Origin of the sequence: Scandinavium sp. NPDC088450, assembly GCF_044900545.1 — a bacterium.
In the GTDB taxonomy this organism is placed as follows: Bacteria; Pseudomonadota; Gammaproteobacteria; order Enterobacterales; family Enterobacteriaceae; genus Scandinavium.
In genome coordinates this window covers 253573-277923 of sequence record NZ_JBJDNI010000001.1, presented here as the reverse complement: position 1 = coordinate 277923, position 24351 = coordinate 253573, and the positions used below count along the sequence as shown (strand labels likewise).

19 protein-coding genes are annotated in these 24351 nt (G+C 54.8%); 14 read left to right on the top strand and 5 right to left on the bottom strand.

Annotation, left to right across the window (positions count from 1 at the left end; all coding sequences use genetic code 11):
* Nucleotides 1-63 precede the first annotated feature (63 nt).
* The 4 genes from sra (at nt 64) to adhP (ending at nt 5345) form a co-directional block, all read left to right on the top strand.
* Nucleotides 64-204 carry a stationary-phase-induced ribosome-associated protein gene (gene sra / locus ACI2I2_RS01260; protein ID WP_330985096.1) on the top strand — a complete coding sequence of 47 codons (141 nt, stop codon included), beginning with the start codon at nt 64-66 and terminating at the stop codon, nt 202-204.
* Nucleotides 205-376: 172 nt separating this feature from the next.
* Entirely contained in the window at nt 377-2074 is a 1698-nt protein-coding gene (locus tag ACI2I2_RS01255; RefSeq protein ID WP_404656229.1) for an NAD-dependent malic enzyme, read from the top strand.
* A gap of 308 nt (nt 2075-2382) precedes the next feature.
* Complete coding sequence (locus ACI2I2_RS01250) at nt 2383-4101, top strand: ABC-F family ATP-binding cassette domain-containing protein (RefSeq protein WP_404656228.1); 1719 nt, start codon at nt 2383-2385, stop codon at nt 4099-4101.
* 233 nt (nt 4102-4334) lie between these two features.
* The gene (adhP, locus tag ACI2I2_RS01245; protein WP_404656227.1) at nt 4335-5345 is read left to right on the top strand and encodes an alcohol dehydrogenase AdhP; all 1011 of its coding nucleotides are present in this window, start codon (nt 4335-4337) and stop codon (nt 5343-5345) included.
* 60 nt (nt 5346-5405) lie between these two features.
* Here adhP and ACI2I2_RS01240 read toward each other — a convergent pair whose 3' ends face one another.
* Nucleotides 5406-5927: an RrF2 family transcriptional regulator gene (locus ACI2I2_RS01240; protein ID WP_404656226.1), complete on the bottom strand. Its 522-nt coding sequence runs from the start codon at nt 5925-5927 to the stop codon at nt 5406-5408.
* A gap of 131 nt (nt 5928-6058) precedes the next feature.
* Here ACI2I2_RS01240 and ACI2I2_RS01235 point away from each other — a divergent pair, with 131 nt between their 5' ends.
* The 3 genes from ACI2I2_RS01235 (at nt 6059) to ACI2I2_RS01225 (ending at nt 8047) form a co-directional block, all read left to right on the top strand.
* Complete coding sequence (locus ACI2I2_RS01235) at nt 6059-7261, top strand: NAD(P)/FAD-dependent oxidoreductase (protein ID WP_404656225.1); 1203 nt, start codon at nt 6059-6061, stop codon at nt 7259-7261.
* A 217-nt stretch (nt 7262-7478) separates the two neighbouring features.
* The gene (locus tag ACI2I2_RS01230) at nt 7479-7757 is read left to right on the top strand and encodes a type II toxin-antitoxin system RelE/ParE family toxin (RefSeq protein WP_404656224.1); all 279 of its coding nucleotides are present in this window, start codon (nt 7479-7481) and stop codon (nt 7755-7757) included.
* Nucleotides 7757-8047 (top strand): HigA family addiction module antitoxin, encoded by a 291-nt coding sequence (locus ACI2I2_RS01225; protein WP_404656223.1) that lies wholly within the window; start codon nt 7757-7759, stop codon nt 8045-8047. Before ACI2I2_RS01230 ends, ACI2I2_RS01225 begins: the two co-directional genes overlap by 1 nt.
* Before the next feature lie 31 nt (nt 8048-8078).
* On the opposite strand, the gene fdnI is transcribed toward ACI2I2_RS01225, so the two are convergent.
* Genes fdnI through fdnG form a run of 3 tightly spaced genes read right to left on the bottom strand, consistent with a single transcriptional unit; the run spans nt 8079 to nt 12662 of the window.
* A complete protein-coding gene (gene fdnI, locus ACI2I2_RS01220; protein ID WP_404656222.1) occupies nt 8079-8729 on the bottom strand; it encodes a formate dehydrogenase-N subunit gamma in 651 nt (216 codons plus the stop codon).
* Nucleotides 8722-9603 carry a formate dehydrogenase subunit beta gene (gene fdxH / locus ACI2I2_RS01215; RefSeq protein WP_404656221.1) on the bottom strand — a complete coding sequence of 294 codons (882 nt, stop codon included), beginning with the start codon at nt 9601-9603 and terminating at the stop codon, nt 8722-8724. Before fdxH ends, fdnI begins: the two co-directional genes overlap by 8 nt.
* Before the next feature lie 11 nt (nt 9604-9614).
* Entirely contained in the window at nt 9615-12662 is a 3048-nt protein-coding gene (gene fdnG / locus ACI2I2_RS01210) for a formate dehydrogenase-N subunit alpha (protein WP_404656220.1), read from the bottom strand.
* A gap of 192 nt (nt 12663-12854) precedes the next feature.
* Between fdnG and yddG the strand changes: the two genes are divergently transcribed.
* On the top strand, nt 12855-13736 hold the full coding sequence (yddG, locus tag ACI2I2_RS01205; protein ID WP_404656219.1) for an aromatic amino acid DMT transporter YddG: 882 nt from the start codon (nt 12855-12857) through the stop codon (nt 13734-13736).
* On the opposite strand, the gene ACI2I2_RS01200 is transcribed toward yddG, so the two are convergent.
* Nucleotides 13737-15230 carry an MFS transporter gene (locus ACI2I2_RS01200; RefSeq protein WP_404656218.1) on the bottom strand — a complete coding sequence of 498 codons (1494 nt, stop codon included), beginning with the start codon at nt 15228-15230 and terminating at the stop codon, nt 13737-13739.
* Nucleotides 15231-15348: 118 nt separating this feature from the next.
* On the opposite strand from ACI2I2_RS01200, the gene ACI2I2_RS01195 reads away from it, so the two are divergent.
* The 6 genes from ACI2I2_RS01195 to narI all read left to right on the top strand — a co-directional run bounded on the left by ACI2I2_RS01195 (nt 15349) and on the right by narI (nt 24255).
* Complete coding sequence (locus tag ACI2I2_RS01195) at nt 15349-15924, top strand: TetR family transcriptional regulator (protein WP_404656217.1); 576 nt, start codon at nt 15349-15351, stop codon at nt 15922-15924.
* A 179-nt stretch (nt 15925-16103) separates the two neighbouring features.
* Nucleotides 16104-17495: a NarK family nitrate/nitrite MFS transporter gene (locus ACI2I2_RS01190; RefSeq protein ID WP_404656216.1), complete on the top strand. Its 1392-nt coding sequence runs from the start codon at nt 16104-16106 to the stop codon at nt 17493-17495.
* A gap of 106 nt (nt 17496-17601) precedes the next feature.
* Nucleotides 17602-21342 (top strand): nitrate reductase subunit alpha, encoded by a 3741-nt coding sequence (locus tag ACI2I2_RS01185; RefSeq protein ID WP_404656215.1) that lies wholly within the window; start codon nt 17602-17604, stop codon nt 21340-21342.
* Nucleotides 21339-22883 carry a nitrate reductase subunit beta gene (gene narH, locus ACI2I2_RS01180; RefSeq protein ID WP_330985083.1) on the top strand — a complete coding sequence of 515 codons (1545 nt, stop codon included), beginning with the start codon at nt 21339-21341 and terminating at the stop codon, nt 22881-22883. The genes ACI2I2_RS01185 and narH overlap by 4 nt, the downstream gene beginning before the upstream one ends.
* Nucleotides 22883-23578: a nitrate reductase molybdenum cofactor assembly chaperone gene (narW, locus tag ACI2I2_RS01175; RefSeq protein WP_404656214.1), complete on the top strand. Its 696-nt coding sequence runs from the start codon at nt 22883-22885 to the stop codon at nt 23576-23578. The genes narH and narW overlap by 1 nt, the downstream gene beginning before the upstream one ends.
* Complete coding sequence (gene narI, locus ACI2I2_RS01170) at nt 23575-24255, top strand: respiratory nitrate reductase subunit gamma (RefSeq protein ID WP_404656213.1); 681 nt, start codon at nt 23575-23577, stop codon at nt 24253-24255. The genes narW and narI overlap by 4 nt, the downstream gene beginning before the upstream one ends.
* The last annotated feature ends 96 nt before the right edge of the window (nt 24256-24351 follow it).

Here is a 24351-nt window from a genome sequence, read left to right as displayed (position 1 = left end):
AACATTTCGACCGGCCTCGCCGGTGTTGGCCTTGAAACCATTCACAGGATTAAAGGAGTCAGAATGAAATCGAACCGTCAGGCACGTCATATCCTTGGCTTGAACTACAAGCTGTCCAATCAGAAAAAAGTCCTTATCGAGGGCGATTCGGAAACTCAGGTTAACCACGCTCACGCCACCGGCCGCAAACGTCGCGCCGAATAACAGCCGCGCTTTTCGATAATGACAAACACCTTCTTTGCCAAAAGAAGGTGTTTTTTTAATTAATCAACTCACTTTCATTAACACTTGCTTTATACTTTGCCGCGCCGAAGACCCTGCCAGACCCTAACGCTTTGCAACTCCGGGCCTGACGTGATGACAAAGGATGCGTGTAATGTTACTTAACCATAAAAAAAACCGTTCTCTCTATATTCCCTATGCTGGTCCCGTGTTGCTGGAGTTTCCGTTGCTCAACAAGGGCAGCGCGTTCAGCATCGAAGAGCGCCGTAATTTCAACCTGTTAGGGTTGCTGCCTGAAGTGGTCGAAACCATCGAAGAACAGGCCGAGCGCGCCTGGATCCAGTACCAGGGCTTCAAAACGGAAATCGACAAACACATTTACCTGCGCAATATCCAGGACACCAACGAAACCCTCTTCTACCGTCTGGTCGAAAACCACCTCGACGAGATGATGCCGGTTATCTACACCCCTACGGTGGGTGCCGCTTGTGAACGTTTCTCCGAGATCTATCGTCGTTCCCGCGGTGTGTTTATCTCCTATGAAAACCGCCACAACATGGACGACATTCTGCAGAACGTGCCAAACCACAACATCAAAGTGATTGTGGTCACCGATGGCGAACGTATTCTGGGCCTGGGCGACCAGGGTATCGGCGGGATGGGCATTCCTATTGGTAAGCTGTCGCTGTATACCGCGTGCGGCGGGATCAGCCCGGCCTATACGCTGCCAGTAGTGCTGGACGTGGGCACCAACAATCAGCAGTTGTTGAACGATCCGCTGTATATGGGCTGGCGTCACCCACGTATCACGGATGAAGATTACTACCAGTTTGTGGACGACTTCATTCAGGCCGTCAAACAACGCTGGCCAGACGTGCTGTTGCAGTTCGAAGACTTCGCGCAGAAAAACGCGATGCCGCTGCTTAACCGTTATCGCGATGAAATCTGCTCCTTTAACGATGATATTCAGGGCACCGCCGCGGTCACTGTCGGCACGCTGATCGCCGCCAGTCGTGCAGCAGGCAGCCAGTTAAGCGAACAGAAAATCGTGTTCCTGGGAGCGGGGTCTGCGGGCTGTGGCATTGCAGAACAAATCATCGCGCAAATACAGCGTGAAGGGTTAAGCGAAGAGCAAGCGCGTGCCCGCGTGTTCATGGTTGACCGTTTTGGGCTGCTGACCGATCAGATGCCGAACCTGTTGCCATTCCAGAACAAGCTGGTGCAAAAGCGCGAAAACCTGCAAACGTGGGATACCAGCGAAGACGTGCTGTCGCTGCTGGATGTAGTGCGCAACGTGAAGCCGGACATCCTGATTGGCGTGTCCGGGCAAACCGGGCTCTTCACAGAAGAGATAATCCGTGAAATGCACAAGCACTGCCCGCGCCCTATCGTAATGCCGCTGTCTAACCCGACTTCACGCGTTGAAGCCACACCGCAGGACATCATCACCTGGACGGAAGGTTGTGCGCTGGTTGCGACGGGCAGCCCATTTGCACCGGTGGTGTGGAAAGAAAAAACCTATCCGATTGCACAGTGCAACAACTCCTATATTTTCCCGGGAATTGGTCTGGGTGTGATTGCCTCCGGCGCTTCCCGTATTACCGACGATATGCTGATGTCGGCCAGTGAAACGCTGGCGAAGCATTCACCGTTGGTGAATAACGGCGAAGGGCTGGTGTTGCCAGAGCTGAAAGACATTCACGTTGTCTCGCGAGCCATCGCGTTTGCGGTCGGTAAAATGGCGCAGCAGCAAGGCGTGGCGGTGAAAACCTCAGCCGAAGCGCTGCAACAGGCTATCGATGATAACTTCTGGCAGCCGGAATACCGCAGCTACCGCCGCACCTCAATCTAATCTTTGCTCAGTTTGTGAACCCTACGACAAATCGTAGGGTTCCTCTTTCCACACATCCCCGCTACACTGCCTTCACCCATCAACTTGCTGAATACATAAGGAGGACCCCCATGCTGTACTGTGAAATTTTCAATGTTTCACATACTTTTGGTGATCGTGCCAGCTCAAGCGTTACTCGTACCGTGCTGCGATAACTTCTGCTTGAGCGAAGACACTAAAAGCGTAAATCCCTTCCCTCGGGCTTACTGAGTTATCGTCGGCTATTTTTGACGAGGCGTTTCGACGCCAGTAACACTTGAGTAAGTTCTATGAGCACACTACTGAGCGCACACTCTCTGTGCATGGAAACGGCCTTCGGTCCGTTATTTTCCGATCTCTCTTTTACCCTGAAAAAAGGCGACCGCGTCGGGCTGATTGGCTACAACGGCTGCGGAAAAAGTACCCTGCTGAAACTGCTGGATGGCTCCCTTGCGCCCTCTTCAGGCTACGTCACGCAAGCCAGTGCCTGTCTGGTGGCTCGTGTTGAACAGCATCTGCCTGATTCATTGGCACCGTTAACACTGCTGGAGGCTGTTCTCGATAACATCCCTCACAGTGAACACGACAGCCAGCGCTGGCGCGTCGAAGCCCTGCTCGCTGAAATGGGCTTTAGCCTTGCCGACACTGGGCTGACGTCCGCCACGCTGAGCGGTGGACAGCACACGCGTCTACTGCTGGCACGCGCACTGATCAAACAGCCAGATGTTTTGCTGCTCGATGAGCCCAGTAACCACCTTGATTTGCCCACGTTGCTGTGGCTGGAAAGCTTTATCAAATGCTGGAATGGCAGCTTTATTCTGGTCTCGCACGACAGGCAGTTGCTCGATAACGTCACCAACACCAGCTGGATTTTGCGAGACCAGAAAGTGCACTGCTTTACCCTTCCCTGCAGCGCGGCACGCCAGGCGCTGGCGGAGCGGGATGAAAGTGATGCCCTGCGTTTCAAAGCTGAGCAAAAGGAGATTGACCGTGTGGCGGCCAGTGCGAAGCGGCTCGCGACCTGGGGCCACGTGTATGACAACGAAGATTTGTCACGCAAAGCGAAACAAATGGAGAAACAGGTCGAGCGGCTGAAGGAATCACAAACCGACGTGACGGCGGGCAGCCAGTGGCAATTGCAGCTTCATGGCGATGCCTTGCAGGCAGACCGCTTGCTGGAGCTGGAGAACCTTGCCGTCTCACCGGCCCCTGAAGCCCCAGCGCTGTTCAGTGTCCCTATCGCGCGGCTAAAAAGCGGCGATCGGGTGGCGCTGATTGGCCGCAACGGCTGCGGGAAATCTTCGCTGCTCAGGCTCATCTGGCAACAATACTGTGATAATTCTGAGAAGAATGCGCTGAAAATTCATCCTCGGGTGAATCTCGGGTATTACGATCAGACGTTACATCAACTGCCCGATGACGCCACACTGTTCGACGCGCTGGAGCCCTTTGCCCCCGCGCCAGAGGACAGAAAAATGGCACTGATTAGCGCTGGTTTTCCGTGGATGCGTCACGGCCAACGAGTGGATTCCCTTAGCGGCGGAGAACGGTCGAGATTGCTGTTTGTCGGCCTGACGCTGGCGCGCTATAGCTTGTTGCTGCTGGATGAACCGACCAACCATCTGGATATGGAAGGCAAAGAAGCGTTGGCAGAAACGCTGCAAACTTTTGCCGGCGGCGTGCTGTTGGTCAGCCATGACCGCCATCTGATGCAACAGAGCTGCAATCGCTTCTGGCTGATCCACGATGGACAACTGGAGGAATGGCAAGATGCCGACGCCGCATGGGCCCGGCTGAGTGAGCAACATCAGCCAGAGCAACAGCGTCAAGCAGCATCGGCGCCCGTTGAGCTAAATCACGACAATGATGCCCTGCTTGAACGTCTGGTTCTGCTTGAAACCTTACTGGCGGAAGATAAAGCCCGTAAGCCAAAGCATCAAAAACCGCAGTCGCAGAAGGTATGGCAGCAGGAAATTGCCGAACTGACTCAGCGGCTGGAAACGCTCTAACCTCTCTTTGACAGGCACTTCGGTGCCTGTTTTTTTTCAGTGATTCCGTGCGCAAATATAAAGCAAACTTATGGGTTTGGTGGCGGCTTATCCTACCAATTCCTGTAAAATTATGACTTTGTGTTTCCGATCTCTTGCTTCTCAGTGCAAAAGCATTAACCCTAAAGAAGTAACGACGTCCCTCAAAACGCCGTGCCTGCATTGCAGATTTTCATTTCTAAAAGGAGAAATCTATGAAGGCTGCTGTAGTTACACACGATCATCAAGTCACTGTCACAGAGAAAACCCTTCGCCCACTCAACCATGGCGAAGCCTTGCTGAAGATGGAATGTTGCGGCGTCTGTCACACTGACCTTCACGTGAAGAATGGCGATTTTGGCGATAAAACCGGGGTGATCCTGGGTCATGAAGGCATTGGGGTAGTGAAAGAAGTGGGGCCGGGCGTAACGTCCCTCAAGCCTGGCGATCGCGCCAGCGTGGCCTGGTTCTTTGAAGGCTGCGGGCACTGCGAATATTGCAATAGCGGCAACGAAACGCTGTGCCGTGATGTGAAAAACGCAGGCTACAGTGTCGATGGCGGCATGGCCGAAGAGTGCATCGTGGCGGCCGATTACGCGGTGAAAGTGCCTGACGGACTGGAATCCGCCGCAGCCAGCAGCATCACCTGCGCGGGTGTCACCACCTATAAAGCGGTGAAAGTTTCTGGTATCAAACCGGGTCAGTGGATTGCTATTTATGGCCTTGGCGGTCTGGGCAATCTGGCGCTGCAATATGCTAAAAACGTCTTCAATGCCAAAGTCATTGCGCTGGATGTGAATGACGAACAGCTGAAACTGGCAGCGCAGATGGGTGCCGATTTAACCATCAATTCCCGCAGTGAAGATGCCGCGAAGATCGTGCAGGAAAAAACGGGCGGTGCACATGCGGCTGTCGTCACAGCGGTCGCGAAAGCGGCGTTCAACTCCGCGGTTGATGCAGTACGCGCTGGCGGCCGTGTTGTGGCAGTAGGCTTACCGCCAGAATCCATGAGTCTCGATATCCCACGCCTGGTACTGGATGGCATTCAGGTTGTCGGCTCTCTGGTTGGCACGCGTCAGGATTTGATTGAAGCGTTCCAGTTTGCTGCCGAAGGCAAAGTGGTACCGAAAGTAACAATGCGCCCACTGGGCGACATCAACGCTATCTTCAAAGAAATGGAACAAGGCCAGATTCGCGGTCGTATGGTTATCGATCTGCGTCATTAATCTCAGCCCAAAAAGACACACGGCGCCATTAAGGCGCCGTTTGTAATTCAGAACATGGCTTCAGACACTTTTCGTCTGCTGTGTGCGACGGTTCGAAATCCACTCTTTGACTTCAATGGCGAAGGTATCCGGGGCTTTGCGGTGCATTTTGCGCGCCAAATCCAGGATCGTATGTCGGGCTAACTCTTCTTCCATGCGTTGCTGCGCGCTGTCCATCACCGAACGCACGCCGCAAGGTCCGTCACACACCCAGGCCGGGGGCGCTTCTTCAAACAAAGCCAGACGCTGGCGAATTTCTTTGCACTCAAACATCGACTTTTGTCCGTCGATGGCGTGCACAACATCGAGCACAGTAATCAGTTCACTGGCACGCGCCAGACGGAATCCACCGCCCTTGCCTTCTGAACTCACCACCAGCCCGGCACGGGATAACCGCGTAAAAATTTTCGCGAGATAGTCGTACGGCACGTTTTGCAACTCCGCCATCTCACGGACGTTCATTTCGCGCTCGTTGCCTTTGGCATCCACCATATTCATCAGGCTGTGGATGCCATATTCCACGCCAGAACTGTAAAAGGCCATATCGCCCCCTTCTTCATAAGTCGCGACGATGATAACGCATAAACTCAGAAAGATCTTGTCGGAGTTAACTCCGACAAGTATAGTGGCAGTTATCGGGGCCGAGTGGCCTGAAAAATGCAGAAGGAAGTCCCATGAAACAACGTATTCTCATCATCGGTAGCGGCTTTGCAGGCATGTGGTCTGCGGTAAGTGCGGCGCGTCTGGCACACTTACAGGGCAATCAATCGCTGGAGATTGCCGTCCTCGCTCCGCAGCCTGAACTCCGAGTCCGACCGCGCTTTTATGAGGAAAACGTGACCTCGCTGACCGCCGATCTTCAGCCCCTGTTCACTGAATTGAATATTCGCTTCATCGCGGGCCATGCCGAGCGTATCGACGCAGCAGAGAATGGCGTCTGGTACAAAACAGCGGAAGCGGAATCCACCTTCATCACCTATGACCGTTTGGTTGTGGCGAGCGGCAGCCGCTTGCATCACTTCGGTATCAAAGGCATCGCCGAGCACGGTTTTGATATCGACCAACTGGAAACGGCGCAGCGTCTCGAAGAACATCTCAGCTCGCTCTCTTCCCGGCCAGAAAGTGAAGCCCGCAATACCGTCGTGGTGTGCGGTGGCGGTTTTACCGGCATTGAACTGGCGACTGAACTCCCTACCCGCCTCAAAGCGCTGTTTGGCGCAGAGACAAAGACTAAAGTAGTCGTAGTTGAGCGAGGTTCAGTGATTGGCGGGCGTTACAGCGAAGCCCTGCGTGACATTATCCGTGATGCCTCCGAAGAACTGGGCGTGGAATGGCGTCTGAACGCAGGAGTTGAAGTTGTTGATGCCTCAGGCGTTACCCTTCAGGACGGCACACGCATTGAAGCATCGACGGTTGTCTGGACGGCAGGCGTGCAAGCCAGTTCACTCGGCGAGAATTTAACAGCCGATCGCGATGCGCTGGGTCGATTTATCGTCGCTGAAAACCTGCAAATCCCTGGCTACAGCAACATTTTTGCCACCGGCGATATGGCTCATGCTAAGACTGACGACGCAGGAAACACGGCCCTGATGACCTGCCAGCATGCTATTCAGCTAGGTAAATTTGCAGGCCATAACGCCGCGGCAAGCCTGCTGGACGTACCCGCTCTGCCATACCGTCAGGTGAACTATGTAACCTGTCTGGATTTAGGGGCCTGGGGCGCGGTGTATACCGAAGGCTGGGATCAACAGGTGAAACTGGTGCGCGAAGAGGCCAAAAAGCTGAAAATTGCCATCACCAATGAACTGATTTATCCCCCGAAAGCCGAGCGCGACGTCGCCTTTGCCGCCGCCGACCCTCTGGCGAAGTTTGTGTAGATTTTCTGATCCCCTTCAGTGACAAAAAATCCGGTTTTGAGGCCGGATTTTTGCATTCTTGCGAGCCGCTTTCAGCCCCTTTTCCGCCTTAACGCCATTCCACGCGCCTTTCAGGTGCACCATCCCCTGAGTACTTTCACGTGGACGCAAAATAGTTGTTGCGTCACACGCAACACTCACTACACTGTTCCTCATGAAGGAACAAGGATGGCGATGGATGATCATGAGCTTCCGACATAAAGGATTACGCGACCTGTTCTTTTTTAAAGACGCGTCTGGGGTAAACCCCAAGCATGTCAAACGTTTACTTAACCGATTGAGCATGATGAACGAGGCGACAACAGTCACCGATCTTAACCTCCGTGGATATCGGCTACATGAATTACAAGGTGAACGTCAGGGTGTCTGGGCCATCACCGTTTCAGGAAACTGGCGTCTGACCTTTGAGTTTTTTAACGGTAACGCCCATGTATTGAACTATGAGGATTATCACTGATGAAAATGGCAAACCCTTCAAGTCCCGGCGATATCATCGAAGAGGAGCTGGAAGAACTGAACATCAGCCTGCGTGAGTTCGCGCGTGCAATGAACATAGCCCCTTCTACCGCCAGCCGCCTGCTGGCCGGCAAAGCGGCGGTTACGCCGGAAATGGCAATTAAGCTGTCGGTTGTGATTGGCAGCTCTCCTGAATTGTGGCTCAACCTGCAACAGGCCTGGAGCCTGAAAGAAGCCGAAAAGCGGGTTGATGTATCAGGATTGCGCCCGTTAGCAAAACGAGAAGCATAAAAAATGGCGCCGAGTAAGGCGCCATGCTTTTTTAGACAGTCTTGCTTTTTTGCTGCGCTTCTCGCAGCTCAACCTTACTGTACCAACGAGGATGATGCTTTTTAGCCCAGCGACGACTCACTTTGCCCTCAATCATGCCCTTAATCGACCCTTTCACCCAAAACGCCATATACATGTGAATCAAAATGGCGTGGATCAACACGATCGCCGAAGTGGCGTGAATCAACAGGCTGTAGCGAATCACCTGAATCGGGAAAAAGTCCGCAAAATACGGCCGCCAGATAATGACACCGGTTATCAGCAGCACAAAAATCATGCTCATGATGGTCCAGAACATCATTTTCTGCCCGGCGTTGTACTTCCCAACTTTCGCCACTTTATGTTCGTTGCCTTTCAGCACTTCCACAATGCCTTTCAACCAGGGGATATCCTGCTTGTCCGGGATGTTGTGACGCACAAAGCGCACGAACATAAACATCAGCGCGACGAAAATCAGCACGCCAAAGAACGGATGCAGTATGCGCCCCATCTGTGGCGTACCGAACGTTTCAGTTAGCCATTGCAGCGTTGGGAAGAAGAACGAAATCCCAGACAGCGAGACCAAAAAGAAGCACACCACCACCGTCCAGTGACAGGCTCTGTCGATGAACTTCGTGCGGACAATCATTTTTGACTTACTCATCTTCGTTCTCCTCATCATCCACTTCCTTGTTTGGCCCAATCCCGATGTAGTGGTACATCAGGCCAGCAAAGGTGGCGATAAATCCGGCGGCTGACAGCGGCTTGAGGATGCCTTTCCACAGATTCACCGACGTGTCGATTTTCGGTTCAGCGGGCAGTTTGTGATACAACTCCGGCTGGTCAGCATGATGCAGCACGTACATCACATGCGTACCGCCCACGCCCTGCGGGTTATAAACACCCGCATTGGCGTACCCGCGCGCTTTCAGTTTGCTGACACGCTGTTCTGCAACATCCAGCATTTCTTGCTTGGTGCCAAAATGAATTGCCCCGGTCGGACACGTTTTTACGCAGGTTGGCTCCTGGCCGACGCTGACGCGATCGACACAAAGCGTGCATTTGTAGACCCGATTGTCCTCTTTGTTCAGGCGCGGCACGTTGAATGGGCAGCCTGCAATGCAATAGCCGCAACCGATGCAGTTATCCTGCTGGAAATCGACGATACCGTTGGCGTACTGAATAATGGCTCCGGCTGAAGGACAAGCCTTCAGGCAACCGGGATCTTCGCAGTGCATGCAGCCATCTTTACGAATCAGCCACTCCAGCTTGCCGTTCTGCTCGGTTTCGCTAAAGCGCATCACCGTCCAGGATTTGGCGCTGAGATCGGCCGGATTATCGTAAACCCCGACGCAGTGGCCTACTTCATCGCGAATATCATTCCACTCTGAACAGGCGACCTGGCAGGCTTTGCAGCCGACGCAAGAGGTGACATCGATAAGCTTGGCGACTTCCTGCTTGTAGTCCCGCGCACGTGGCGCGGGAGTGGCAGCGTTGGTTGCCGAGCGTTTAAGAATGTCTTGTGTTTCCATTGACATAGCGTGGCTCCTTACGCCTTCTCGATGTTGACCAGAAACGCCTTGTATTCCGGCGTTTGCGAGTTGGCATCGCCGACATTCGGCGTCAGGGTGTTCGCGATATACCCTTTCTGCGCCACGCCCTCAAAGCCCCAGTGCAACGGGATCCCGACGGTTTCCACTTGCTGACCATGCACGTTCAGCGTTTGCAGGCGACGAGTCACCACCGCAACGGCGCGAATAAACCCACGCTGGCTGCTGACTTTCACCTTGTCACCGTTGGCAATACCTTTGCTCTTCGCCAGCTGCTCGCTGATTTCCACAAACTGCTCCGGTTGCGCGATGGCGTTAAGCCGCGCGTGCTTGGTCCAGGTATGGAAATGCTCCGTCAGGCGATACGTCGTACCGACATACGGGAACTTGTCTTTTTTACCCAGACGCAGCGCGTCATCGACATACAGACGAGCAACCGGGTTTGATACCACGTTCGGGTGCAACGGATTGGTGCCAAGTGGCGTTTCCATCGGCTCGTAGTGTTCCGGGAACGGCCCTTCGGCGAGTTTGTTAAGTGCAAACAGGCGTCCCATTCCTTCCGGTTGCATGATAAATGGCCCGGTAGCGCTGCCCGGCGGTGCAGTATTGAAATCAGGGATATCGTTGCCGCCCCATTTCGTCCCGTTCCACTGGATAAGCATCCGCTTCGGATCCCACGGCTTGCCGTTGATATCCGCCGACGCGCGGTTATAAAGCACACGGCGGTTAAGCGGCCACGCCCATGCCCAACCCAGCGTATTGCCAAGACCGGAAGGGTCTGAGGAATCCCGGTTAGCCATCTGGTTGCCTTTTTCTGTCCAGCTACCGGCGTAGATCCAACAGGAAGAGCTTGTTGAACCGTCATCACGCAGCTGTGCAAAGCTAGTGAGCAGTTCGCCTTTTTTCGCAATCTGGACACCGTTGGCATCAAAGAGATCGTCCAGCGCGTAGCCGTTGTTCTCTTTCGCCACTTCGTCCGACGCAGGAGTATCTGGCAGCTTGTAATGCCAGTTCATGCTCAGCAGCGGTTCAGCACCTTTGCCGCCTTCGGTCGCATACAGGTTACGCAGACGATGGAAAATACCCGCGAGGATTTCACCGTCATTGATAGCCTCACCCGGCGGTTCCGCGCCTTTCCAGTGCCACTGCAGCCAGCGTCCGGAGTTGGTGATTGACCCGTCTTCTTCAGCAAAGCATGTCGACGGTAAGCGGAACACTTCGGTTTGAATATCCGCAGAATTCACGTCATTCATCTCTCCGTGGTTCTGCCAGAAGGTGGAGGTTTCGGTGACCAGAGGATCGATGACCACCAGATACTTCAACTTACTCAGGCTCTGTACGACTTTATTCTTATCCGGGAACGATGCCACCGGGTTAAAGCCCTGGCAGAAATAGCCGTTCACTTCACCTTTATCCATCAGATGGAAATAGTGGATAACGTCATACATCTGGTCCCATTTCGGCAGCCAGTCGAAGCCCCAATTGTTCTCTTTCTGCGCCTTATCGCCATAAAACGCTTTCATCAGGCTGACGAAGAATTTCGGGTAATTGCTCCAGTAGTTGACCTGATCGGCACGCATGGCTTTCGGCGTATTGGCCTGCAGATAGGTTTGCAGGTCGGTCTGTTTTTCTGACGGTAACGTCAGATAGCCCGGCAGGCTGGTCGACAGCAAACCCAGATCGGTCAGACCCTGGATATTGGAGTGGCCACGTAACGCATTCACGCCGCCGCCGGCCATGCCCATATTGCCGAGCAGCAGTTGGATCATCGCCATAGTACGGATGTTCTGCGAGCCAACGGTGTGTTGCGTCCAGCCAAGTGCATACAGGAAGGTTGTGGTGCGGTCGGCCGCGCTGGTTGATGCCAGCACTTCACAGATTTTCAGGAAATCGGCTTTCGGCGTGCCGCAGATATTTTCCACTACATCTGGCGTATAGCGGGAGACGTGCTCTTTCAGCAGGTTCCACACGCAGCGCGGGTCACTCAACGTGTCGTCACGTTTGGCGTAGCCGTTTTCATCGAACTGATAGTTCCATGAGGTTTTATCGTACTGACGTTTGGCCTGGTCATAGCCACTGAATAAGCCATCTTCAAAGCTGAAATCTTCCCGCACCAGCAGGCTGGCGTTGGTATATTCCTTGACGTATTCGGCGTTGATTTTGTTGTTTTCGATCAGATACAGCAGCACGCCGGACAGGAACGTAATGTCCGTACCAGAGCGAATGGGCGCATAAATATCCGCCACCGATGCGGTACGCGTAAAGCGTGGGTCGACCACGATAAGCGTTGCATCGTTATTGTTTTTGGCTTCCATTGCCCAACGGAAACCGACAGGGTGAGCTTCAGCGGCATTGCCGCCCATCACCATCACCACGTTGGCGTTTTTGATATCCACCCAGTGGTTGGTCATCGCACCGCGACCAAATGTTGGAGCAAGACTTGCTACCGTTGGTCCGTGTCAGACGCGCGCCTGGTTGTCTACCGCCAGCATCCCGAGGGAGCGGACAAATTTTTGGGTCAATAATCCGGATTCATTGCTGGCGGCCGAAGCGCAAAGCATCCCGGTGGAAAGCCAGCGGTTTACCGTGGTGCCCTGTTCGTTTTTCTCAATGAAGTTGGCATCGCGGTCGGCCTTCATCAGCTTAGCGATACGGGTGAACGCTTCATCCCAGGAGATGCGCTGCCATTTATCGGAGCCCGGTGCGCGATATTGCGGATATCGCAGACGGTTTTCGCTGTGAATATAATCGAGCAGGCCCGCGCCTTTTGGGCAAAGTGCGCCGCGGCTGACCGGATGATCCGGGTCGCCCTCGATATGGTAGATAGATTCGCGCACGTTCTTCGCGCCATCGCCCTGGCTGTACATCAACAGCCCGCATCCCACGGAGCAGTATGTGCAGGTATTACGAACCTCTTTTGCGCGCAACAGTTTGAAGTTGCGTGCCTGAGCCAACGCCAGTTTTGGGGCAAATCCCAGAACTGCCGCTGTGGTTCCTGCCATCCCGCCCGCGCAGATTTTAAAAAACTTTCTGCGGCTAACGTCCATTTTTCCCTCGTTGTTGTAGGACAAAACTGGCGGAAAAATAGCACCGGGGCCGTCTCACTTTTTGCGTCAAATCAATCTCTTCTGCCAGCGCCCCATTAATAGTCATGAATGACAAAATTTTGTAATCCTTAGGGATTATCGCGTTGGGATGCTATAAACATGGCCTGCCTATTTTCAGCTTTCACCTTTCCAATGACTAAAAACAGAGCAACTTCCATCGGGCTCATCGCCATTTTGCTGTGGAGCAGCATGGTCGGCCTTATTCGCGGCGTTTCCGAAGGCCTCGGCCCTGTCGGTGGCGCGGCGGCTATCTACACCTGCAGCGGTTTACTGCTGCTGGTCACCGTCGGTTTTCCAAAGCTTAAAACTTTCTCAACGCGCTATTTGATTGCCGGCTGCGTGCTGTTCGTCAGCTATGAAATTTGCCTTGCGCTCTCGCTGGGCTACGCCGCCACGCGGCAGCAGGCGATTGAAGTGGGCATGGTCAATTACCTCTGGCCCAGCCTGACTATCGCTTTTGCGATTCTCTTTAACGGGCAAAAAGCGCGTTGGTGGGTGGTCCCAGGGTTATTGCTTTCGCTGCTGGGCGTCAGTTGGGTATTAGGCGGTAAGGAAGGTCTGAACCTGGTGGAAATTAAACAGAATATCGCCAGCAGCCCACTGAGCTATATTCTGGCTTTCGTTGGGGCGTTTATCTGGGCGGCCTATTGCACGGTGACCGCCAAATACGCCAAAGGCAAAAACGGCATTACGCTGTTTGTATTGCTGACTGGCCTCAGCCTGTGGATACAGTATTTTTCCAGTCCGCAACCGCCGATGGTGTTCAGCTGGCCTGTGGTCATCAAACTGGTGATGTGTGCCCTGTCGCTCGGTATCGCCTATGCAGCATGGAATATTGGCATTTTGCACGGCAACGTCAGCCTGCTGGCTGTCGGGTCTTATTTCACGCCAGTGCTGTCCTCAGCCCTGGCTTCTTTCCTGTTGAGTGCCCCGCTCTCATGGGCGTTCTGGCAAGGCGCCTGCATGGTCTGTGCAGGCTCCTTGCTATGTTGGGCAGCGACTCGCCGCAGTTGATCAGGCAACGGACTGGCGAACTTTTGCCAGTCCAAACCAGATGCCCACCGCCAGAATCAACATCATCGAGCCAGCGCTAAACAGCGCCACGCTGTGCGAGGTGATAAAGGCGGTTTTCGCGGCATGCACCACGGAATCCGCCAGTTCAGGTGTCAGTGTTTGCGCTAACTGCATGGCTTCACCAATCGACGAACCCGCCCGGTTTGCCGCTTCAGCGCTGAGTGCAGCCGGTAACAGAATCGACGCGCTGTAGCTTCGGGTCAGAATCAAGCCGAACAACGCAATGCCCAAACCCGCACCGAGTTCATACACCATAGTTTCGATGGCCCCGGCTGCCGCCGCTTTTTCTTTTGGCGCAGCCGCCATAATGGCAGCTGTCGAGGCGAGTAAGGCGCTGGCGGCGCTGAAACCGAGCAGCGTCATCAGCCCCCAAGCCTGCCATTGCTGGGTGGTGAAATCCGTCATCGACAGCCCAAGGAAACTCACTGCACTCAGCGCCATACCGCCGGTCGCAACCTGACGCAGACCAAGGCGTGATACCAACACGCCAGCAATCGGGCCACTAAAGCCACTCGCCAGCATCAGCGGCAACATGAATAATCCGGCCTCAAACGGCGTTTTGCCGTGCACAAACTGCAACTCTTGCGCCATCAGCAACTCAAAACCGACCAGGGTGATCATCGCCGTCACCGCCATCATCACCCCGCTAAGAATGATGCGATGGGTGAACAGGCGCATGTCGATCATTGGCGTACGGGCGTTTAGCTGAATGCGCACGAAAGCCGTCAGTAATGATGCGCCAAACAGCAGAACCAGCCCGACAATCCACAGCGCGATGACCCCTTTCATGGCCGTTTTGGCGCTCCACACCAGCAGCAAAATAGCCACAATCAACATCAGCGCGTGACTGATATTCAGCGGCTGTTCGCGACGCCCTGGCTGCGGCGGCACAACGCGGGCACTCAGCGCCATCACCAGCACCACGATAGGCACGTTGATCAGGAACACCGCGCCCCACCAGAAATGCTCCAGTACGATCCCGCCGATTAACGGACCAAATGCCGCACCGCCGGAACCCACAGCCGCCCACATCCCGAGCGCCATATTGCGATGTTTGGCCTCGCTGAAGGTATTACGAATACCTGCGAGCGTAGCCGGAACAATCATCGCCGCGCCGACAGCCAGCAGTGCACGAGCCGCAATCAGCCATTCCGCATTACCGGCAAACGCCGCTGCCAGTGACGCCAGGCCAAACAAGCCGCTGCCCAATAACAACAAGCGCTTAAAACCAATGCGGTCGCCCAGCGCGCCCATCGGCAGCACCATCCCGGCCATCACCAGCGAATAAATATCAATGATCCACAGCAGCTCATTACCACTGGCCCCAAGCTGAACGCTCAGCGTGGGCGCAGCAACGTGCAATACCGTGGCATCAATCGCTACCGGGATATAAACCAGCACAATAGCAATCAACGTTAACCATTGATGAAACATACTCTTTCCCTCTTTTGAACAGAACTGGACACTTGTCCAGATTGCGATCCTGCTTGAGAGTTGAACGCTTGTCCAGCTTTTTGTTATTATCGTTTGGTTACCCTCAGGGACTGAAACTATGAGCTATCTGAACCGAGAAGAGCGTCGAGAAACCATCATGCTGGCCGCCATGAAAGTGGCACTTGAAGAGGGATTTTCGGCGATGACCGTGCGCAACATCGCCAGCCGGGCGGGCATTGCCGCCGGTCAGGTCCATCACCACTTCACCTCTTCGGGAGAGCTAAAATCACAGGCGTTTGTCCGGCTGATTGAAGAGATGATGGCCCTGCCGCTGGTGCCGGAAAATGCCAGCTGGCGCGATCGTTTGTTTTCAATGCTGGGCAGCGAAGACCGTCGACTTGAGCCTTATATTCGTCTTTGGCGCCAGGCACAGTTGCTGGCAGACAGCGATGCCGAAATCAAAGGCGCTTACCTGCTGACGATGTCGATGTGGCATGGCGAAACGGTGAAGCTCATTCTCGCGGGTCAGCGTGCCGGGGAATTTACCTTGCAAGACAGCGCCGAAAATATCGCCTGGCGTTTAATATCATTAGTTTGCGGGCTCGACGGGATATATGTGTTAGGGATGGCAGAAGTTGACGATGCCGCTTTTAGCCGCCATCTGCATCATCTTATTGAGCTGGAATTATTTTAACAACTTACAATTAGTAACACTTAAGCGCCACGATATTAGCGCCCCATTCGCGGGGTGGCGCTTTTTTATCTATCCTTCATTCACAACACCCTAAAAAGTCTTATTTTTCCCGGAGCAATCGTTTCTGGCGAACTCTTTTTGCTTATTTTTCATAACGTACTGGTGCAAACGAGGGCGATATGTCACAACAAGATGAGAAGAAAAATCATTACCTTTTACAAGACTGGCGGCCTGAGAATCCGGGCTTTTGGGAGAACAAAGGCCAGGCCATCGCCCGGCGAAATCTCTGGATTTCCGTGGCTTGCCTGCTGTTGGCGTTCTGCGTGTGGATGCTCTTCAGCGCGGTGGCAGTTAACCTCAATAAAGTCGGATTTAATTTCACCACTGACCAACTGTTTTTATTAACCGCTTTACCTTCGCTTTCCGGGGCAATATTACGCGTGCCCTACTCCTTTATGGTGCCCTTATTTGGTGGGCGCTACTGGACGGTATTAAGTACCGTTATTCTGATTATTCCCTGTGTCTGGCTGGGCATTGCGATTCAAAACCCAAATACCCCGTACGGAGTATTTATTGTCATCGCGTTGCTGTGTGGTTTCGCTGGAGCAAACTTCGCCTCAAGCATGGGAAATATCAGTTTCTTCTTCCCAAAAGCCCGTCAGGGTGGCGCATTGGGCATTAATGGCGGCCTGGGCAATTTAGGCGTCAGCGTGATGCAAATGGCCGCCCCGGTGGTGATTTTCCTGCCGATCTTTACGTTCCTTGGCGTACATGGCGTGCCGCAGGAGGATGGCTCAACCTTGTGGCTGACAAACGCCGCCTGGATTTGGGCGCCGCTGCTGCTGATTGCCACCCTCGCCGCCTGGTTTGGCATGAACGATATCGCCAGTTCTAAAGCTTCGGTCGCGGAACAATTGCCGGTGCTGGGTCGCCTTCATATGTGGATCCTCGCCCTGCTTTACCTGGCAACATTCGGCTCGTTTATCGGTTTCTCTGCGGGCTTTGCAATGCTCGCGAAAACTCAATTCCCCGATGTGAACATCCTCAAACTGGCTTTCTTCGGCCCGTTCATCGGCGCACTGGCACGCTCAGCAGGCGGGTTTATCTCCGACAGACTCGGCGGCGTCAAAGTCACGCTGGTGAACTTCGTCTTTATGGCGTTGTTCAGCGCCCTGCTGTTCCTCACGCTGCCAGGCGGTCATTCACCGGGCAACTTCATCTTCTTCTACCTGGTGTTTATGGGACTGTTCCTCACCGCCGGGCTTGGCAGCGGCTCCACCTTCCAGATGATCGCCATCATCTTTCGCCAGATAACCATTGCCCGCGTGAAACAGCGCGGTGGCAGCGATGAACAAGCGCAACAGGAAGCCGTGACCGATACGGCGGCCGCGCTCGGGTTTATCTCTGCCATCGGCGCAGTCGGCGGCTTCTTCATCCCGAAAGCCTTCGGGACCTCGCTGGCGATGACCGGTTCCCCCGTCGGCGCAATGAAGGTGTTTCTGGTGTTCTACATCGTTTGCGTACTGGTCACCTGGCTGGTTTATGGCCGCCGCAAAGCACCAAAAGCCTGATCTCATGCCCGGCGGCATTTCATTTGCCGGGCCTACAAACCGTACGAATCTTTTGTAGGCCGGGCAAACACCGTGCCGCCCGGCAATTACACAACGGAGCAATGTCATGAGCAAACTCCTCGATCGCTTTCGCTACTTTAAGCAAAAAGGCGACAGCTTCGCTAACGGCCACGGCCAGGTTTACAACACCAACCGCGACTGGGAAGACAGTTACCGCCAGCGCTGGCAGTTCGACAAAATTGTTCGTTCCACCCACGGCGTAAACTGCACCGGCTCCTGCAGCTGGAAGATTTACGTCAAAAATGGGCTGGTGACCTGGGAAACCCAGCAAACAGATTATCCTCGCACGCGCCCTGACCTCCCCAATCATGAACCTCGCGGCTGCCCACGTGGAGCAAGCTACTCCTGGTATTTGTACAGTGCTAACCGTCTGAAGTATCCGCTGATCCGCAAAAGCCTGATCTCGATGTGGCGTGAAGCGCTGGAGCAGCACAATGACCCGGTGAATGCGTGGAATGCCCTCATGCAAGACCCGGAAAAATGCAAAAAATACAAACAGGCACGTGGCCATGGCGGCTTTGTGCGTTCCAACTGGCAGGAGCTCAACCAACTGATTGCCGCCGCTAACGTCTGGACGATTAAGCACTACGGCCCGGATCGCGTGGCGGGCTTTTCGCCCATTCCAGCTATGTCGATGGTGTCTTATGCCGCAGGCACACGCTATCTCTCGTTGCTTGGCGGCACCTGTCTGAGCTTTTACGACTGGTATTGCGACCTGCCGCCCGCCTCGCCGATGACCTGGGGCGAACAGACCGACGTGCCGGAATCGGCCGACTGGTATAACTCTTCCTACATCATCGCCTGGGGCTCAAACGTGCCGCAGACGCGCACGCCGGATGCGCACTTCTTCACCGAAGTGCGCTACAAAGGCACCAAAACCATCGCCATCACGCCAGACTTCTCAGAAGTGGCGAAACTCAGCGACCAGTGGCTGGCACCGAAGCAAGGCACTGACAGTGCGTTAGCGATGGCGATGGGCCATGTGATCCTCAAAGAATTCCACCTCGATAACCCGAGCGACTATTTCCTCAACTACGCGCGCCGCTACACCGACATGCCAATGCTGGTGCAACTCGATAGCCGCGATGACGGCAGTTATGTGCCAGGCCGCATGCTGCGCGCTTCCGATTTGGTGGATAACCTTGGTGAAAGCAACAATCCGCAATGGAAAACCGTGGCTATCACCACGTCTGGCGAGTTGGTGGTGCCGAATGGCGCGATTGGTTTTCGCTGGGGCGAGCAAGGGAAATGGAATCTGGAATCGCTTGCAGCAGGCGCAGAAATGGAGCTTCAACTCTCTCTGCTCGGCAATCACGACAACGTGGTTGGCGTGGCGTTCCCCTACTTTGGCGGCAATGAAAACCCGCATTTCCGTAGCGTGAAGCAGGACCCGATTCTGGTTCGCCAGCTCCCGGCGAAACAGCTCACTATGGCAGATGGCTCTTCGGGTCTGGTGGTCAGCGTGTATGACCTGATTCTGGCGAACTACGGCCTTGATCGCGGGCTGGACGACCCGCTTGCCTCGAAAGACTTCAGCGAAGTAAAAGCCTACACGCCAGCCTGGGCGGAACAAATTACCGGCGTGCCGCAATACCATATCGCGCAGATCGCCCGCGAGTTTGCTGATACCGCGCATAAAACGCATGGTCGCTCGATGATTATTCTCGGCGCTGGCGTGAACCACTGGTATCACATGGACATGAACTACCGTGGGATGATCAACATGCTGATCTTCTGCGGCTGTGTCGGGCAAAGCGGCGGCGGCTGGGCGCATTACGTCGGTCAGGAAAAACTGCGTCCGCAAACTGGTTGGTTACCTTTGGCGTTTGCGCTGGACTGGAACCGTCCACCGCGCCAGATGAACAGCACGTCTTACTTCTACAACCACTCCAGCCAGTGGCGTTATGAAAAACTCACCGCCAAAGAACTGCTCTCTCCGTTAGCGGATGAAAGCAAATTTACCGGCCATCTGATCGACTTCAACGTCCGTGCCGAGCGGATGGGCTGGCTGCCTTCCGCGCCGCAGCTCAACCTCAACCCTTTGTCGATAAAAGAAATGGCCGAGTCGGCAGGCGTGACACCTGCGGAATACACCGCACAGGCGCTGAAATCGGGCGATATCCGCATGGCCTGCGAACAGCCGGACAGCGGCAAAAACCACCCGCGCAATCTGTTTGTCTGGCGTTCGAATCTGTTGGGTTCATCCGGGAAAGGCCACGAATATCTGCTGAAATACCTGCTCGGCACTGAGAGCGGCATTCAGGGCGATGCGCTGGGCGAAAGCGATGACGTCAAACCGGAAGAAGTCGAGTGGCAGACGGCGGCGATTGAAGGCAAGCTTGATCTGCTGGTGACGCTTGATTTCAGGATGTCGAGCACCTGCCTTTTCTCCGATATCGTGCTGCCGACCGCCACCTGGTACGAAAAAGACGACATGAATACCTCGGATATGCATCCGTTTATTCACCCGTTATCTGCGGCAGTCGACCCGGCGTGGGAAGCAAAAAGTGACTGGGAAATCTACAAGGGCATCGCCAAAGCGTTCTCACAGGTTTGCGTCGGCCACCTCGGGACTGAAACCGATGTGGTGTTAACGCCCCTGCTTCACGATTCGCCCGCAGAGCTGTCTCAGCCGTTCGAAGTGGCAGACTGGCGCAAAGGTGAATGCGAGTACGTGCCGGGGAAAACCGGGCCGAATATTGCGGTCGTCGAGCGTGATTATCCGGCAACCTACGAGCGTTTCACTTCGCTTGGTCCGTTGATGGACAAGCTCGGCAACGGCGGCAAAGGCATTTCGTGGAATACTCAAAACGAAGTCGATTTCCTCGGCAAACTCAATTACGTCAAACTCGATGGCCCGGCGAAAGGCCGTCCTCTTATCGAAACGGCGATTGATGCCTCCGAAGTGATCCTCGCCCTCGCCCCGGAAACCAACGGTCAGGTGGCGGTCAAGGCCTGGGAAGCGCTGGGCAAAATCACCGGGCGTGAACACACCCATCTGGCGCTGAACAAGGAAGACGAGAAAATTCGCTTCCGCGATATTGTCGCCCAGCCGCGCAAAATCATCTCCAGCCCAACGTGGTCGGGGCTTGAGAGCGAACATGTTTCCTATAACGCGGGCTACACCAACGTTCACGAGCTGATCCCATGGCGCACTTTGTCCGGGCGTCAGCAGCTTTATCAGGATCACCTGTGGATGCGTGCCTTTGGCGAAAGCCTGGTGGCGTATCGTCCGCCTATCGACACGCGCAGCGTCAGCCAGATGCATGAAATCCCGCCAAATGGCTTCCCGGAAAAAGCGCTTAACTTCCTTACACCGCACCAAAAATGGGGCATTCACTCCACCTACAGCGAAAACCTGCTGATGCTGACGCTGTCGCGTGGCGGGCCGATTGTCTGGTTGAGTGAAACCGATGCCAAAGAGTTGGGCATCGCTGATAACGACTGGATTGAAGCCTTCAACGCTAACGGCGCACTGACGGCCCGCGCGGTGGTCAGCCAGCGTATTCCGCCGGGCATGACCATGATGTACCACGCCCAGGAACGCATCATGAATATCCCAGGCTCAGAAGTGACCGGACGACGCGGCGGCATTCACAACTCCGTCACCCGTATCTGCCCGAAACCAACGCACATGATTGGCGGCTACGCGCAACTGGCGTGGAGCTTCAACTACTACGGTACCGTCGGCTCGAACCGCGACGAGTTCATCATGATCCGCAAAATGAAAAACATTAACTGGCTGGATGACGAAGGCAACGATCAGGTTCAGGAGGCGAAAAAATGAAAATCCGTTCTCAGGTAGGCATGGTACTGAATCTCGACAAATGCATTGGCTGCCACACATGTTCCGTCACCTGCAAAAACGTCTGGACCGGACGCGAAGGCATGGAATACGCGTGGTTCAATAACGTCGAAACCAAACCCGGCATTGGCTACCCGAAAAACTGGGAAGATCAGGAACAGTGGGAAGGCGGCTGGGTGCGAGGGATCAGCGGCAAACTCACGCCGCGCCTTGGCGGCCGTCTGGGTGTTATCACCAAAATATTTGCCAACCCGGTGCTGCCGCAGATTGATGATTACTACGAACCCTTCACCTACGACTATCAGGATTTGCAACGTGCGCCTGAAGGTAAACACCTGCCTACCGCTCGCCCGCGCTCGCTGATTAGCGGCGAGCGCATGAACAAAATCGAATGGGGCCCGAACTGGGAAGAGCTGCTCGGCGGCGAGTTTGAAAAACGCGCCAAAGATCAGAACTTCGAGAAAATCCAGAAGGAAATGTACGGCCAGTTTGAAAACACCTTCATGATGTACCTGCCGCGCCTGTGCGAGCACTGCCTCAACCCAAGCTGTGTCGCCACCTGCCCGAGCGGAGCAATTTATAAGCGTGAAGAAGACGGCATTGTGCTGATTGATCAGGACAAATGCCGTGGCTGGCGCATGTGCATCAGCGGTTGTCCGTACAAAAAAATCTACTTCAACTGGAAAAGCGGCAAGTCGGAAAAATGTATTTTCTGCTATCCGCGCATTGAATCCGGCCAGCCGACGGTCTGTTCCGAAACCTGCGTCGGGCGCATTCGCTACCTCGGCGTGCTGCTTTACGATGCTGACCGCATTGAAGAAGCCGCCAGCACGGAGCATGTCACCGATTTGTACGAACGTCAGTGCGACGTGTTCCTCGATCCGCACGATCCGCGCGTGATCGAAGAAGCGTTCAAACAAGGCATTCCGCAGAACGTGATTGAAGCCGCTCAGCAGTCACCGGTGTACAAACTGGCGATGGACTGGAAGCTGGCTCTGCCATTGCATCCGGAATACCGCACCCTGCCGATGGTCTGGTATGTGCCACCGTTGTCACCGATTCAGTCTTATGCCGACGCGGGTGGCCTGCCGATGTCTGACGGCGTGCTGCCTTCTGTCGAAAGCCTGCGCATTCCTGTGCAGTACCTCGCAAATATGCTGGCAGCGGGCGATACCGGCCCGGTGCTGCGTGCGCTGAAACGCATGATGGCGATGCGTCATTACAAACGTTCGCAAACTGTCGAAGGCGTCACCGACACCCGCGCTATTGAGGAAGTCGGTCTCACCGTGGAACAGGTTGAAGAGATGTACCGTTATCTCGCCATCGCCAACTATGAAGACCGCTTTGTGATCCCAACCAGCCACCGCGAAATGGCCGCCGATGCCTTCCCGGAGAAAAACGGCTGCGGCTTTACGTTTGGCGACGGCTGTCACGGCTCCGACACCAAATTCAACCTCTTTAACAGCAAACGCATCGACGCAATAGACGTCTCCGGCGTGCGTCACCATGGGGAGGGCGAATAATGCCGATCCTCAAGCTCATCGCCCTGCTGCTGGAATATCCCGATGCGCTGTTGTGGGACAATCGCCAAGAAGCCCAAATGCTGGTGGCGCAGGACGCGCCCACGCTGGAGCCCTGGGTAAAAGAGTATCTCGATAAACCGTTGCTCGATCAGCAGGAACTGTGGTGTGACTTGTTCGAACGCGGCAGTGCCACTTCACTGCTGCTGTTTGAGCATGTTCACGGTGAATCCCGCGATCGCGGCCAGGCGATGGTGGATTTGATGGCGCAGTACGAACAGGCGGGCTTACAGCTCGACTGCCGAGAGCTGCCCGATTATCTGCCGTTGTATCTGGAGTTTCTCAGCACCCAATCGCCTGAAGAAGCACGCGAAGGATTGCAGAACGTTGCCCCGATTCTCGCCCTGCTGGGCGGCAGGCTTAAACAACGAGAATCTGCGTATTATCAGCTCTTTGATGCGTTGTTATTGCTGGCAAACAGTCCGTTAAGAAGTGACAGTGTAACCAATCAGGTCAAAGACGAGCCGCGCGACGACACTCGCCAGGCGCTGGATGCGGTGTGGGAAGAGGAACAGGTGAAGTTTATTGAGGATAATGCGACGGCCTGTGACAGCTCCCCGCTGCAAAGTTATCAGAAACGCTTTAGCCAGGATGTCGCCCCGCAGTATGTCGACATCCGTGCCGGAGGCCCGAAATGAGCCAGTATCTGAACGTCTTCTTTTACGATATCTACCCTTATCTTTGCGGAACAGTATTTATCCTCGGCAGTTGGCTGCGCTACGACTACGGGCAGTACACCTGGCGCGCGGCTTCCAGCCAAATGCTGGATAAACGCGGGATGGTGCTGTGGTCGAATCTGTTTCACGTCGGCATTCTGGGTGTCTTCTTTGGGCACGCGTTCGGGATGCTGACACCGCACTGGGTCTATGCGTGGTTCCTGCCTATCAGCGTAAAACAGCAGATGGCGATGATCCTCGGCGGCGTGTGCGGGCTAATGACATTGGTGGGCGGTGCGGGCCTGCTTTGCCGTCGCTTGTTTAACCCACGCATCCGCGCCACATCGAGTACGGCGGATATTCTGATCCTGTCGATTTTGCTGATTCAGTGCATTTTGGGGCTGTCGACCATCCCGTTTTCCGCGCAACACCCGGACGGCAGCGAAATGCTGAAACTGGTGGGCTGGGCGCAGGCCGTCGTGACATTCCATGGCGGCGCATCGGCGCATCTGGATGGCGTGGCATTTATCTTCCGCGTGCATCTGGCGCTGGGGATGACGATATTCCTGCTGTTCCCGTTCACGCGTCTGGTGCACGTGTGGAGCGCGCCGGTTGAGTATTTTACTCGTCGTTATCAGGTGGTGAGGTCACGGCGTTAGACCACTGAGCCGCCATTTCCCCCTCTCCCCGGCCCTCTCCCTGAATGGAGAGGGAGAAAACCGTCTATTCCCTCTCCCTTTGGGAGAGGGTTAGGG

Excerpts from the sequence above, each read along its gene's own strand:
- sra (WP_330985096.1), top strand. The coding sequence starts at position 64 with ATGAAATCGAACCGTCAGGCACGTCATATCCTTGGCTTGAACTACAAG.
- ACI2I2_RS01255 (WP_404656229.1), top strand. The coding sequence starts at position 377 with ATGTTACTTAACCATAAAAAAAACCGTTCTCTCTATATTCCCTATGCT.
- ACI2I2_RS01250 (WP_404656228.1), top strand. The coding sequence starts at position 2,383 with ATGAGCACACTACTGAGCGCACACTCTCTGTGCATGGAAACGGCCTTC.
- adhP (WP_404656227.1), top strand. The coding sequence starts at position 4,335 with ATGAAGGCTGCTGTAGTTACACACGATCATCAAGTCACTGTCACAGAG.
- ACI2I2_RS01240 (WP_404656226.1), bottom strand. The coding sequence starts at position 5,927 with ATGGCCTTTTACAGTTCTGGCGTGGAATATGGCATCCACAGCCTGATG.
- ACI2I2_RS01235 (WP_404656225.1), top strand. The coding sequence starts at position 6,059 with ATGAAACAACGTATTCTCATCATCGGTAGCGGCTTTGCAGGCATGTGG.
- ACI2I2_RS01230 (WP_404656224.1), top strand. The coding sequence starts at position 7,479 with ATGATCATGAGCTTCCGACATAAAGGATTACGCGACCTGTTCTTTTTT.
- ACI2I2_RS01225 (WP_404656223.1), top strand. The coding sequence starts at position 7,757 with ATGAAAATGGCAAACCCTTCAAGTCCCGGCGATATCATCGAAGAGGAG.
- fdnI (WP_404656222.1), bottom strand. The coding sequence starts at position 8,729 with ATGAGTAAGTCAAAAATGATTGTCCGCACGAAGTTCATCGACAGAGCC.
- fdxH (WP_404656221.1), bottom strand. The coding sequence starts at position 9,603 with ATGTCAATGGAAACACAAGACATTCTTAAACGCTCGGCAACCAACGCT.
- yddG (WP_404656219.1), top strand. The coding sequence starts at position 12,855 with ATGACTAAAAACAGAGCAACTTCCATCGGGCTCATCGCCATTTTGCTG.
- ACI2I2_RS01200 (WP_404656218.1), bottom strand. The coding sequence starts at position 15,230 with ATGTTTCATCAATGGTTAACGTTGATTGCTATTGTGCTGGTTTATATC.
- ACI2I2_RS01195 (WP_404656217.1), top strand. The coding sequence starts at position 15,349 with ATGAGCTATCTGAACCGAGAAGAGCGTCGAGAAACCATCATGCTGGCC.
- ACI2I2_RS01190 (WP_404656216.1), top strand. The coding sequence starts at position 16,104 with ATGTCACAACAAGATGAGAAGAAAAATCATTACCTTTTACAAGACTGG.
- ACI2I2_RS01185 (WP_404656215.1), top strand. The coding sequence starts at position 17,602 with ATGAGCAAACTCCTCGATCGCTTTCGCTACTTTAAGCAAAAAGGCGAC.
- narH (WP_330985083.1), top strand. The coding sequence starts at position 21,339 with ATGAAAATCCGTTCTCAGGTAGGCATGGTACTGAATCTCGACAAATGC.
- narW (WP_404656214.1), top strand. The coding sequence starts at position 22,883 with ATGCCGATCCTCAAGCTCATCGCCCTGCTGCTGGAATATCCCGATGCG.
- narI (WP_404656213.1), top strand. The coding sequence starts at position 23,575 with ATGAGCCAGTATCTGAACGTCTTCTTTTACGATATCTACCCTTATCTT.